This window comes from Streptomyces sp. NPDC058086 (assembly GCF_042885015.1).
In the GTDB taxonomy this organism is placed as follows: domain Bacteria; phylum Actinomycetota; class Actinomycetes; order Streptomycetales; family Streptomycetaceae; genus Streptomyces.
Genome location: NZ_JBHVST010000044.1, coordinates 42,162 through 54,781, shown reverse-complemented (window position 1 = coordinate 54,781; position 12,620 = coordinate 42,162). Strand labels below are relative to the sequence as shown.

Here is a 12,620-nt window from a genome sequence, read left to right as displayed (position 1 = left end):
GGAGCGGAGCATGAAGGCGACACAGAGTTCAGCGGTCGACCCGGGCCAGACCGTGCCGAACGGCGCTTCTCCGAGCGGCAACGGAAAATTGTCCGGGGTGGAGCCGCCGGTACTGGGCGGACCGGAGCACTCCGACTACTACCTGCTGGACAACCTGATCACCGACGAGCAACGGACCCTTCGGAAGAAGGTCCGCGAGTTCATGGACCAGGAGGTCACCCCGATCATCAACCCGTATTGGGAGCGGGCGGAGTTCCCCTTCGAGCTGGTGCCCAAGCTGGCGCAGCTGAACATCGCGGGCTTTCAGATTGCCGGCCACGGCTGCCCCGGGATGAGCAACCTGACGGCCGGCCTGGTGATCCTCGAACTGGCCCGGGGCGATCTGAGCATGTCGACGTTCATGGGGGTCCACTCGGCCCTGGCCATGACATCCATCGGACTGCTCGGCTCCGAGGAGCAGAAGGAGCGCTTCCTGCCGCCGATGGCACGTCTGGAGAAGATCGGCGCCTTCGGCCTGACCGAGCCCGCGCACGGCACGGACGTGGTCAAGCTGGAGACGACCGCGCGCCGGGACGGTGACTCCTACGTCCTCAACGGCTACAAGAGGTGGATCGGCAACGCATCCTTCGCCGACTACGTGATCATCTGGGCCCGCGGTGACGACGGGCACGTGGGCGGCTACGTGGTCGAAAAGGGCACGACCGGCTTCGACGCCCAGGTCATCAAGGGCAAGACGGCTCTGCGCTGTGTCCAGAACGCGCAGATCTCCCTCACCGACGTCCGGGTGCCCGCCGAGAACCGGCTGGCGAACGTGAAAACCTTCCGCGACACCGAGAAAGTCCTGCTGGCCTCGCGCTTCTGCGTCGCCTGGGAGTCGATCGGCGCCGCCGTCGCGGGCTACGAGACGGCCTTGGCCTACGCCAAGCAGCGCAAGCAGTTCGGGATGCCGCTGGCCGCCTTCCAGCTCGTCCAGTACCGGCTCTCCCGGATGCTGGCGGACATCACCGACATGCTGTGCATGCAGTTCCGGCTCAGCCAGCTCCTGGACGAGGGCGAGTACTCGATGCCCCGGGTCGCGCTGGCCAAGATGCACTACACCGAACGGGCCCGGGCCATCCTCGCCGACGCCCGCGACATGCTCGGCGGCAACGGCATCCTGCTCGACTACCACGTCGCCCGGCACCTGTGCGACATCGAGGCGATCGACACGTACGAGGGCACCGACACCGTGCAGGCGCTGATCGTCGGCCGCGACATCACCGGCTACAGCGCCTTCGTGCCCATGGCGCCGAGCCACTGACCCCGGTGTGTATCGCGGCGCCCCGTGCCGGCGGGTCTCCCCCGGGCGCCGTGTGCGACCCCACTGACGACAAGGAGTAGTCATGAGCAGCACACCCCTCCTGGAGGGACTGCACGTCGTCGATCTCGCCAGTTTCATTGCCGGGCCCGCCGCGGCCACCGTCCTCGGTGACTTCGGCGCCGACGTCGTCAAGGTGGAACCACCGCACATGGGCGACGCATACCGTTCGCTCAGCCGCATCCCTCCCAACCCCCAGGTCGAAGGGGTCAACTACCCCTGGCAGCTGGACAACCGCAACAAGCGCAGCATCGCGCTCAACCTCAAGTCGCCCGGCGCCCGGCCCGTGCTCGAGAGTCTGGTGCGGTGGGCCGATGTGCTGGTGACGAACTTCCCGCCGCGGACGCGCGAGAAGCTGGGTCTGGACTACGACGCACTGGCCCCCCTCAATCCCCGGCTGATCTACGCCGATGTCACCGGCTTCGGCGAGGAAGGTCCGGACGCGCATCTGCCCGGCTTCGACGTGACGGCGTACTGGGCGCGCAGCGGCCTGATGGACCTCACACGCCAAAGGGACGTGCCGCCGGCCACAAACGCGTTCGGATCGGGCGATCACTGCACGGCGATCACCCTGTTCGCCGGGATCATGACCGCGCTGTACCGGCGGGAGAAGACGGGCCAGGGCGCACGCGTCACGGCCTCGCTGCTCGCCGAAGGCGCCTGGGCGGCGAGCATGTGGCTGCAAGCCGTACTGGTCGGGGCGAAGCCCCCCCGCCCCATCGACCGGTCGGACCCGCCCAACGCACTCGTGAACATGTACCGCACGGCGGACGACCGCTGGATCGTCCTCGGCTTCGCCAACGAGGACAAACAGGTCCCGCTCTTCCTCAAGGCCATCGGTCATCCCGAGGCAGTGGAGAACCCTCACTACGCCGACACCCCGAGCCGCCGCGCCCACGCCGCCGAGATCGTCGCCGTGCTGGACAAGACATTCGCGACTCGCTCCTTGGCCGAGTGGCGCGAGGTGCTCGACGCCGCGGGCCTCACGTACGGGGTCGTCCAGACACTCGAAGAGTGCGCCCAGGATCCCCAGCTCCTCGCCAACCGGGTGTTCGTGCCGATCGACGACGGCAGCGACGACCCGCACCTGACCATCGACAGTCCCGTCCAACTGGACCAGGAACAGAAGGTCCGTCCGGGCCCTGCCCCCGATCTGGGCGAACACACCGAGTCCGTACTCCACGACCTCGGCTTCGACGCCGCCGCAATCGAGGAGCTGCGCAAGGCCGAAGCCGTCGTCTGAAGCCACAGCTCAGCAGCGGCTCAGCAGCAGCTCATCAGCGCGACGGAAGAAGGGAAACATCATCATGACTACGGCCAATGACACGCCGACCGTACGAACTGAGGAAACCGACGACATCTTCGTGATCACGATCGACCGGCCGCAGGCCCGCAACGCCATCGACGGGGCCACCGCCCGAGCCCTGGCGGCTGCCGTCGACCACCTGGAGTCCCGCGACGACCTCCTGGTCGGCATCCTCACCGGTGCCGGCGGCGTCTTCAGCGCCGGCATGGACCTCAAGGCCTTCGCGGCCGGAGACAAGCCCATCGTCGAAGGACGGGGCTTCGCCGGCATCACCCGCGCCCGGATCAGGACCCCGCTCATCGCCGCCGTCGAGGGCTACGCGCTGGGCGGCGGAACCGAGATGGCGCTCGCCTGCGACATGATCGTGGCCGCGCGGGACGCCACTTTCGGTCAGACCGAGGTCCACTACGGCATCGTGCCTCCCGAAGGGGGCATGGTGCGCCTGCCCGAGCGCATCCCGCGCAACATCGCCCTGGAGCTTCTGCTGACCGGCGAGCCTCTGCCCGCCGAACGCGCCGAGCGGTTGGGCCTGGTCAACCACCTCACCGAACCGGGCCAGGCCCTGCAGCGGGCCATGGAACTGGCCACCAGCATCGCGCACAACGCTCCCCTGGCCGTGGCAGCCGTCAAACGCGTCGTCAACGAACGACGGGTGTTCAGCGACCAGGAAGCCTTCGTCGAGCAGGACCGGATCGTCGCACCGGTGATGGCGTCCCACGACGCGCAGGAAGGCGCCCACGCCTTCGCGGAAAGGCGCTCACCGCACTGGCAGGGCCGCTGACAACAGCCCCGGCTCCGTCATTGCGATGACCTTGCCGCGCCGTGGGGCTGCCGCTGGACAGCGGGCGGCGAGGTCGTCCGGACGGCACAAGATCTGCCCCATCCTGTCGAGGGCGAGAGCGACGCGGCATCCCTCCCGATCCCGCTGGGGCGGCGCGGCCGAAGGACCCAGAAAGTCGAGGAGAGGAGCTGGCATGAACCTCGCATCCCACGTGGTGAGCAGCGCCCGGACTCATCCGGATCGCGCCGCGCTCCGTCTCGAGGACGCCGCCGTGTCCTATCGCACGCTCGACCAAGGCAGCGCCCACATGGCCGGACTGCTCCACAACCGTGGCGTGAAGCCCGGGGACCGAGTGGCGATCATGCTGCCCAACGTGCCCGAGTTCGCCCTCGCGTACTACGGCGTACTCCGGGCCGGCGGCATCGTCGTCCCGATGAACCCCCTGCTCAAGTCCCGCGAGGTCGCCTACTACCTCGACAACTCAGGCGCCCGGCTCCTGTTCGTCTGGCACGCCTTCGCCGACGAGGCACGAACCGGTGCGCAACAGGCCGAGGCGGAGGTGGTCGTCGTCAGTCCCGGCGTATTCGATTCTCTGCTTGCGTCCGCCCCCTCCGTCGAGGACCTGGCCGACCGGCACGAGGACGACACCGCGGTGATTCTCTACACCTCGGGAACGACCGGTCAGCCGAAGGGCGCCGAACTGACCCACGCCAACCTCACCCGCAACCGCGACATCGTGGCCAACGAACTGCTCCGGCTCACCGCCGACGACGTGATCTTCGGTGGGCTGCCACTGTTCCACGCGTTCGGGCAGACCTGCACGCTCAACGCCGCCGTCGCCTCCGGCGCGTGCCTCACGCTGCTGCCGCGCTTCGACGCCGGGAAGGCACTGGGAATCCTCGGCGCGCACGGGGTGACCGTCTTCGCCGGGGTGCCGACGGTGTTCAGCAGGCTGGTGCGGCAGCCCGACCGGGACGCCTACCCCGTCCCCCGGCTGCGCCTGTCCCTCACCGGCGGCGCGGCGATGCCGGTCCAGGTGCTGCACGACTTCCAGACCGCGTTCGACTGCGTCGTGCTCGAAGGCTACGGACTGTCGGAGACCTCACCTGTCGCCTCGTTCAACACCTTGCAGGCCGGACCCAAGCCCGGTTCGGTCGGCATCCCGATCCGGGGCGTCGAGATGCGGGTGGTCGACAACAACACGGAGGTGCCGCACGGCGAAAGCGGCGAGATCGCGATCCGCGGGCACAACGTGATGAAGCGGTATTGGCAACGCCCCGAGGAGACCGCCGCCGCGATCCGGGACGGTTGGTTGTACACCGGTGACATCGGCAGGGTCGATCAGGACGGGTACTTCTGGATCATCGGACGGACGAAGGACGTGATCATTCGGGGCGGCTACAACGTGTACCCCCGCGAAGTCGAAGATGTGCTGTACGAGCATCCGGCGGTCGCCGACGCCGCGGTCATCGGCCTCCCCAGCTCCGATCTCGGTGAGGAGGTCGGTGCGGCGGTCGTTCTCAAGCCGGGCGCCCGCACGACGGCCGAGGAGCTGCGTGAATACGTCAAACATCAGGTCGCCGCCTACAAGTATCCGCGAAAGGTATGGATCACGGACGCGCTACCGAAGGGACCGACCGGCAAGATCCTCAAGCGGCAGATCGTCCCGCCGCCCGAGCTGGACAGGCGATGAGGCGAGTGGGCCGGGGCGGGTCCGCGATCTGCCCGACGCCCGAGCCGGTGCCTTCCTCGCTCACGGAGCAGGAGATCGCCGGAGGTGCCGTCGATCTCCCGGCGCAGGCCGCCCGCGCGCGATCGGCGAGGCCGCGACTGCCGGCAGTGCACAGCTCTCGCATGGGCACGGGTCAGCACAAACGGCCGAGGGCGAGGCACGTTCCCGTCTTGAGGGAAGCAGACCCTCCGTACGCCGGGCGTGCGTGCCCCATGGGCACGCCGGGCATGCGTGCCCCTGAGGCCGCTACTCGCCTGCGGCCTTCGGCTCGCTCATCCGGCGGGCGGCCTCGACGACTGCCGAGCGGTGCGCGGCCAGCCGCTGCGGCGACCAGGACTGGCCGACCTCCTGCGGGCCGACGTCCTCGGCGGCCCAGAACCACGCCTGGGCCGCGGCGAGAACCATGATCAGGAGATCGGCGGGCTCCATCCCCTGGGCGAGTTCGCCACGCTGCTGCGCATCGGCCACTTCGGTGGCTTTGCGCCCGAAGGCGTCCGGTTCGAGTCCGGTGGCGGAGGGGCGCTCCAGCAGTTTCCATAGGCGTAGGCGCATCAGGTCCGGCCGGGCGACGAGGTGGTCGAAGATCGCGCCCGCGTATCCGGGCAGGTCCTCGACGTCGAACGGCACCGACTCCGCTCCCGCCGTCATCGCCCGTCGCAACACCTCGTCGAACAACTGCTCCTTGTTGCCGAAGTAGGCATAGATCAGTCGCTTGTTCGCCCCCGCGGTTTCCGCGATGCGGTCCACTCGGGCACCGGCGATGCCGTAGGCGGCGAATTCGGTGAAGGCGGCGTCGAGCAGCCGGGCCTTGGTGGCGCTGGAGTCCCGTGGCATACGTGTCACCCTAGCAAGTAACTATCTAGTTATTGACATGGGCGACCCCGCGGGTCTACGGTAATGTATCTATCCAGTTAGTTATGGAGGAACTCTCATGGAACACCGCGCACTGGGCAGCCAGGGCCTGACCGTCGGAGCCCAAGGCCTCGGCTGCATGGGTATGAGCGCGTTCTACGGCGCCACCGACGAGGCCGAGTCGCTGGCCACCATCGACCGCGCGCTGGAACTCGGAGTCACCCTGCTGGACACCGCCGAGAGCTACGGCCCCTTCATCAATGAGCAGCTTCTCGGCAAGGCGCTGGCAGGGCGCCGGGATGTCGCCGTGGTCGGCACCAAGACCGGCGTCGAGATCACCGACGACGGCCGCGCGCTCGGCCTCAACGGCCGGCCCGAGTACGTCCGCCGGGCCCTCGAACGCTCGCTGCGGCACCTGGGCACCGACCACGTCGACCTGTACTACCTGCACCGCATCGACCCCAACGTGCCCATCGAGGAGACCGTCGGGGCACTGGCCGAGCTGGTCGCCGAGGGCAAGGTCGGCCACATCGGCCTGAGCGAGGCCTCCGCGCAGACCATCCGGCGTGCCCACGCCGTCCACCCGCTCACCGCCGTCCAGACCGAGTACTCCCTCTTCGAGCGCGGCATCGAACAGGACGGGGTGCGCGACACGCTGCGGGAGCTGGGAATCGGCCTGGTCGCCTACTCCCCGCTGGGGCGCGGCTTCCTGTCCGGCGCGATCACCAGCCCCGACGACTTCGCCGAGGACGACTGGCGCCGGACCGACCCCCGGTTCCAGGGCGAGAACTTCAACCGCAACCTGGACGTCGTCCGCGAGGTCCGCCGCATCGCGTCCGACAAGAACGTCACACCCTCCCAGCTGGCGCTCGCCTGGGTCCTGCACCAGGGCGCCGTCGCCATTCCCGGCACCAAGCGCCGCGCCTACCTCGAGGAGAACGTCGCCGCGACCGAGGTGACTCTGAGCGCCGACGACATCGCCGCGATCGAGGCGGTCGCCCCGCACGGCGTGGTCACCGGCGACCGCTACGCACCCGAGTTGATGGGGACGCTCAACGGCTGAGCGCCGGCCGGCGCCTCACAGGTTCCCATCGCGGGGCCAGAAGACCCCCGCCCCCACGCAATCCCCAAGCTCCCACGTCTCGAAAGTCCCCCCATGCCCCAGCCGGCCGTACGGGCCTGGGAACAGGACGTCTGGATTGTGTGCGCCGAAACCGTCGGGGAGACAGGTGATCGTCGTTCCGCCGATGGTGATACGGGACCGTGGACTGCACAACGCACCCCGGGTTCCTCGAAGACGGGCAGCTCATCCTCTCGTTCGGATCGTTCCTGATATGCGCAGGGGACCAGAGGATTCTCGTGGATCCGGCCGTAGGGAAGATCGACGTGGACGTACCCGGCGTCGCTCGACCCAAAGGCGGTTCTCCTCTGCGGAACCTCGCCGAGGAAGGACTGTCCGCCGACGACATCGACACGGTGGTGCACACCCATCTGCACCTCGATCACGTCGGCTGAACCAGCGATGTCGCGCCGCTTCCGGACGGGTCCGCAACAGGCTCGCCCCGGGGCCTCACCTTCGCCCGGGCACACCATCTCATGTCGCAAGACGAGTGGCAGTACTGGTCGACCAGGACGGCGACCATGGGCGGACCGGACGCCGAGGCAGTGCTCAAACCGCTCGACGGCGTCGTCGAGAGCCGGGCACACGGCGGCCCTCGCATTTCTCAAGTCACTCAAGCAACTCAAGTCATTCACATCAGGAGACTCACCTCATGTCCGTGCCTCAGACGCCCCACATGTTCGGGGCAAGTACCACCGCCGCCGAGGTAATCGATGGTGTCGACCTGCACGGCCGCCGGGCCGTGGTGACCGGAGCCAGTTCAGGCATCGGGGTGGAGACGGCCCGCGCGCTCGCCGCGGCGGGCGCCGACGTCACCCTGGCCGTGCGGGACACCGACGCGGGTGCCCGCGTGGCGGCACGCCTGGAAGCCGAACTGCCGCCCAAATCGGGGCAGTTGACTGTCGGGCGGCTCGACCTGGCCGACCGGTCGACGGTCGCGGCGTTCGTGGCGGCCTGGCACGGTCCATTGCACATCCTGGTCAACAACGCCGGAGTGATGGCCCCGCCGGAACTCATCCGCACACCTGACGGCCGGGAAACGCAGTTCGCCGTCAACCACCTGGGCCACTTCGCCCTCACCGTCGGCCTCCACCCGGCACTCGCGGCGGCTGACAGCGCACGGATCGTCTCGGTCGCCTCGATCGGACACCTCTTCTCCCCCGTCGTCTTCGACGACCTGGACTACCGCTTCCGCCCGTACGACCCCTGGACCTCCTACGGGCAGTCGAAGAGCGCCAACGTCCTGTTCGCCGTCGGTGCCGCAGAGCGGTGGGCCGACGACGGCATCACAGCCAACGCGCTGATGCCTGGCAACATCGCCGATACATCCCTGGCCCGGCACATGGACATGCAGCAGGTGGCCGACTTCATCGCCTCGGGCGAACTCGCACTGCCACCGCAGAAGACCGTGGAGCAGGGCGCCGCGACCTCGGTGCTGTTGGCGGCCTCACCGACGGTGGAGGGCATCACCGGCCGCTATTTCGAGGACTGTGCGCAGTCCGAGCCGGTCACCGAGCGAGCCGGTGCCGTCGCCGGCGTCGCGCCGTACGCCCTGGACCCGGAGAACGCGGTCCGGCTGTGGGCAGTGTCCGAAGCGCTCGTCCGCTAGAGCTCTACGCTGCCGACATGACCTCACGACACGAGCAGTGGACCCGGCTGCGCCGTCAGCTGTGGCAGCCTCCGCGCGCCCATGGCGAGCAGCCGCGCGAGCGCGTGGTCGGTCCGCTCGAACTGTTCTACGACCTGGTCGTGGTCGTGTTGGTCGCCCAGGCCGCCCACCACTTGGCCGGGGACCTCGACTGGCACGGTCTGGGTCTGTTCGCCGCGGTGTTCGCGCTGGTGTGGATCGCCTGGTTCAACGGCACCCTCCACCACGAACTGCACGGGCGCGAGGATGCCCGCGGCCGGAGCATGTTCCTGCTGCAGATCCTTGTGCTCGTGCCGCTGGGCGCGTTCATCCCCGAGGCAGGCGGCGCACGTGGCGTCGCGTTCGCCGTGACCGCGGGGGCGCTGTTCGCGGTGCTGGCGGTGCTGTGGCTGCTCGCCGCGCGCGGTGACAGCCCCGAATTCCGCCGCCCCAGCAGGTTGTTCGTGACCGGGACGGCAGCCTGCGCGGTCGTCCTGGCCGCGAGCGCCGCCCTGCCCGCGGACGTCCGTGTGCTGACGTGGGGCCTTTTGGCCGTCGCCTACCTGGCGGGGTTCGCGGTCATGATCGGTACGGCCACCCCGGTACAGGCGGTCGCGCTCAGCGTGACCGACGCGCTCACCGAACGGTTCGGGCTGTTCATCATCATCGTGCTCGGCGAGACCGTGACCGGCGTCGTCGACGGACTGGCGCACGAGCCGACCAACGCGCTCACCCTCGCCGTCGGGCTCGTCGCCGTCGTCATCGGCTTCGGTGCCTGGTGGACGTACTTCGACTTCGCCGGACATCGGCGGCCGCGGCCCACTCGCGCGAGCACCGTGCAGTGGATGCTGGTTCACATGCCGCTCACGGCCGCGGTGGCCGCCATGGGCGCCGCGATGGTCGGCCTCGTCGAGCACGCCCACGACAGCCGGACCCCCGCCGCCACGGCCTGGGGGCTCTGCGGCGGCGCGGCCGTCGTGCTCTGCGCGACGATGCTGCTCGCGGCCTCCCTGCGCGTCTGGCGTGAGGAACGCGGGCTCTACCGGCCGCTGGCCCGCACCTGCCTCGTCGTGGCCGCCGTATGCCTGGCACTCGGCGCCGCACGCCCGGCTCCCCTGGTTCTCGGCCTCGCCCTCGTCCTCCTCTTCGGTGTCCCCTGGGGACTCGCCGTGGCATACCGCCTGACCCACGAAGAGGAATCCACCGCCGAGGAAGTGCCGGCGGTTGCGGAACATCAGAACGACAACCGGCACTGAGCCCTGCACTCGAAGCACCCCGGACGGTCCCGTCCGGAGGAATCAGTCGATCACGGCGCCCCGCCAGGTCTCCTCGTCGGCGTCCAGGAGCGCCGCGACGAGGGCGGGGTCCGGCAGCGGGCCGTGGTCGGCGGCGACCCTCAGGGCCGAGGCCGCGGTCAGATGGCCCAGCCGCAGGGCGCGGTCCACGGGTAGTTGCCACAGCAGGCCGCTGAGGAATCCTGCGGCGAAGGCATCGCCGGCGCCGACCGGCTCGGCAACGCGCACGGTCAGGGCGGGCACGCTGTGGGCAGCGGCCCCCACGAAGGCGGTGGCAGCGCGGTCCCCGTCCTTCACGACGAGGACGCGCGGGCCGGTCAGGAGGTCTCGGACCTGTTCGGCGTCGGTGATCCCGTCCCCCCACAGGGCCTGGGCCTCGTCGAGGCCGACGAGCACGATGTCGGCCCGGTCCGCGAGCGGCCGCAGCACGTCGGCGGCGGAGCGGCCGTCCCACAGCGCGGGGCGGTGGTTGACGTCGAAGCTGACGGGCCACGGGCGGTCGGGGCGCAGCGCGCGTTCGACGAGGGCGCGGCAGCCGGGTGACAGGGCGGGGGTGATGCCGCTGAGGTGGACGAGCGCGGCGCCCGCCACCGCCGGGTCGTCGAGCACGTCGGGGGTGAGGGCCGAGGCTGCGGATCCGGCGCGGTGGTAGTGGACGCGCGTGCCGTGCCCGCCCGGGCTCGGGTCCTTGAGCAGCAGTCCGGTGGGCCGCTGCGGGTCGGTGCGGACGCCGCTCACGTCGACGCCGCCCGCGGCGATCCGGGCGCGGACGCGGCGGCCGAAGGGGTCGTCGCCGACCGCGGAGACCCAGCGGGCGGGGACGCCGTGGTCGGCGAGGTAGAGGGCGACGTTCGACTCGGCGCCCGCGATGTCGACACGCAGCAGGTCGGCGCCGTCCAACGGCCCGAGGGGGTCGGGGGCGAGGGCGGCCATGGTCTCGCCGACGCAGACCACGGGGCCGGGGCGCAGTGGCCAGTGGGTGCTCATGGTGGGCTTCCTAGAGAGTGCCGGCGCGATCCGCCGGGACCGGAGCGGACGGGACCGCAGGGCGGTACGGGGCGGCCGGGGCGCCGGGAACGTCCACCCGGACTGCGAAGACGGCCCCGTCGAGGGGGCCCGGAACGGGCAGGCCGATGTGCGCGCTGGTGACGAGGAGCGTACGGCCGTCGGTGCCGCCGAGGCAGAGTCCTGCGGGCTGCCCGGCGGGAAGGTCGACGATCCGGTCGAGGCTGCCGTCGGGGCGGTAGCGGTGGACCTGCCCGGTGCCCCAGACGGCCGTCCACAGGCAGCCTTCGATGTCGGTGGTCATACCGTCGGGGCTGCCGGAGCCGAGGGTGACGAAGGGTTCGGGGGTGCCCGGGTCGCCGCTCACGGGGTCGACCGGGTAGCGGCGGATGACGCCCCGGGCGCTGTCGGCGAGGTACATGACGGTGCCGTCGGCGCTGAAGGCCGGGCCGTTGGGGATCGTGACGTCCCGCAGGACGCGGGTGACTCGCCCGTCGCGGTCCAGGCGGTAGAGGGAGCCCGCGTCCTCGGTGGCCTCGTACGCCATGCTGCCCGCCCAGAAGCGGCCGTGCGGGTCGGCGACGCCGTCGTTCATCCGCATCGGCACGGGTGCGCCCTCTTCGGGGCGTGCGATCCAGTCGACGTGGCCCGCGGGGTCGATGCGGCAGATGCCGGGGCCCGCCGCCGCGATCCAGTGGCCTGGTTGCCCCTCCACCGGTGCGACGGCACCCAGTGGGCAGGACAGTCGGGTGATCGGGGCGAGCGGCGCGTCGGGGCCTTCGGGCACGGCGAGCAGTCGGCCGGTGAGGATGTCGGTCAGCACGGCGCGGCCGTCCGTCCAGCGGATGCCCTCGCCCAGTTCGAGGCGGTCGGTCCCCAGGACCGCGGGGGCGGTCACGGGCGGGCCTCCGCGCGCACGACGTCCAGGAAGGCGCGGGCGCGCTCGCGCAGGGCGGTGAGGTCGCCGCCCGCGGCGGCGTCGCCGATCAGGGGCGATCCGACGCCGACGGCGATGGCTCCCTCGCGCAGGTAGTCGGCGGCTGCCGCCGCGTCCACTCCCCCGACGGGTACGAAGGGCAGGTCCGGGAAAGGGCCCCGCAGGTCCCGCAAATAGCCGGGGCCCCCGGCGCTGCCTGCCGGGAAGAGCTTGAGGGCGTCGGCGCCGAGCCGCTGTGCCTGGAGGATGTCGGTGGGCGTCATCACGCCGGCGAGCACGGGGAGTTCGAGTTCCCTCCCGGTGGCGATGCCGTCGCTGACCCCCGGGGTGACGAGGAAGGCGGCGCCGGCCTTCTGGGCGGCTCGGGCGTCGTCGGAGCTGAGCACGGTTCCGGCGCCGAGTGCGGCATCGGGACCGAGCGCGGCGCGGGCCCGGGCGATGACGTCGAGTGCGTCGCGCCCGGAGAGGGAGACCTCGATGAGGGTGACGCCTTCCTCGGCGAGGGTGAGCACGGTGGTCAGCGCGGCGTCCGGGTCGCTGCCGCGGACGACGGCGAGCAGCCGGTGGGCGCGCAGCGCGGCGAGCAGGTTCATCCGAGATCCCTTCTG

At 70.5% G+C, this 12,620-nt stretch carries 12 protein-coding genes; 8 read left to right on the top strand and 4 right to left on the bottom strand.

The features are described from left to right. Positions 1-10: 10 nt before the first annotated feature. The 4 genes from ACFVWD_RS29855 to ACFVWD_RS29840 all read left to right on the top strand — a co-directional run bounded on the left by ACFVWD_RS29855 (position 11) and on the right by ACFVWD_RS29840 (position 5,137). A complete protein-coding gene (locus tag ACFVWD_RS29855) occupies positions 11-1,300 on the top strand; it encodes an acyl-CoA dehydrogenase family protein (protein ID WP_389600525.1) in 1,290 nt (429 codons plus the stop codon). A gap of 82 nt (positions 1,301-1,382) precedes the next feature. Next, the gene (locus ACFVWD_RS29850) at positions 1,383-2,600 is read left to right on the top strand and encodes a CaiB/BaiF CoA transferase family protein (RefSeq protein ID WP_389600523.1); all 1,218 of its coding nucleotides are present in this window, start codon (positions 1,383-1,385) and stop codon (positions 2,598-2,600) included. 64 nt (positions 2,601-2,664) lie between these two features. Continuing rightward, complete coding sequence (locus ACFVWD_RS29845) at positions 2,665-3,444, top strand: crotonase/enoyl-CoA hydratase family protein (protein ID WP_389600521.1); 780 nt, start codon at positions 2,665-2,667, stop codon at positions 3,442-3,444. 193 nt (positions 3,445-3,637) lie between these two features. Further along, entirely contained in the window at positions 3,638-5,137 is a 1,500-nt protein-coding gene (locus ACFVWD_RS29840) for a long-chain fatty acid--CoA ligase (RefSeq protein WP_389600519.1), read from the top strand. 285 nt (positions 5,138-5,422) lie between these two features. Here the strand turns inward: ACFVWD_RS29840 and ACFVWD_RS29835 are convergent, their stop codons facing one another. After that, positions 5,423-6,010 (bottom strand): TetR family transcriptional regulator, encoded by a 588-nt coding sequence (locus ACFVWD_RS29835; protein WP_389600517.1) that lies wholly within the window; start codon positions 6,008-6,010, stop codon positions 5,423-5,425. Between the two features lie 97 nt (positions 6,011-6,107). On the opposite strand from ACFVWD_RS29835, the gene ACFVWD_RS29830 reads away from it, so the two are divergent. The 4 genes from ACFVWD_RS29830 (at position 6,108) to ACFVWD_RS29815 (ending at position 10,031) form a co-directional block, all read left to right on the top strand. Beyond that, a complete protein-coding gene (locus tag ACFVWD_RS29830) occupies positions 6,108-7,091 on the top strand; it encodes an aldo/keto reductase (RefSeq protein WP_389600515.1) in 984 nt (327 codons plus the stop codon). 200 nt (positions 7,092-7,291) lie between these two features. Continuing rightward, positions 7,292-7,543 (top strand): MBL fold metallo-hydrolase, encoded by a 252-nt coding sequence (locus ACFVWD_RS29825; RefSeq protein ID WP_389600513.1) that lies wholly within the window; start codon positions 7,292-7,294, stop codon positions 7,541-7,543. 257 nt (positions 7,544-7,800) lie between these two features. Beyond that, entirely contained in the window at positions 7,801-8,757 is a 957-nt protein-coding gene (locus ACFVWD_RS29820) for an SDR family NAD(P)-dependent oxidoreductase (RefSeq protein WP_389600511.1), read from the top strand. Positions 8,758-8,774: 17 nt separating this feature from the next. Beyond that, complete coding sequence (locus ACFVWD_RS29815) at positions 8,775-10,031, top strand: low temperature requirement protein A (protein ID WP_389600509.1); 1,257 nt, start codon at positions 8,775-8,777, stop codon at positions 10,029-10,031. A 42-nt stretch (positions 10,032-10,073) separates the two neighbouring features. Here ACFVWD_RS29815 and ACFVWD_RS29810 read toward each other — a convergent pair whose 3' ends face one another. Genes ACFVWD_RS29810 through ACFVWD_RS29800 form a run of 3 tightly spaced genes read right to left on the bottom strand, consistent with a single transcriptional unit; the run spans position 10,074 to position 12,605 of the window. Next, positions 10,074-11,057, bottom strand: a complete 984-nt coding sequence (locus ACFVWD_RS29810) for a sugar kinase (RefSeq protein WP_389600507.1) — start codon at positions 11,055-11,057, stop codon at positions 10,074-10,076. A gap of 10 nt (positions 11,058-11,067) precedes the next feature. Further along, entirely contained in the window at positions 11,068-11,973 is a 906-nt protein-coding gene (locus tag ACFVWD_RS29805) for an SMP-30/gluconolactonase/LRE family protein (protein WP_389600505.1), read from the bottom strand. Beyond that, positions 11,970-12,605: a bifunctional 4-hydroxy-2-oxoglutarate aldolase/2-dehydro-3-deoxy-phosphogluconate aldolase gene (locus tag ACFVWD_RS29800; RefSeq protein ID WP_389600503.1), complete on the bottom strand. Its 636-nt coding sequence runs from the start codon at positions 12,603-12,605 to the stop codon at positions 11,970-11,972. Before ACFVWD_RS29800 ends, ACFVWD_RS29805 begins: the two co-directional genes overlap by 4 nt. Positions 12,606-12,620: the final 15 nt, after the last annotated feature.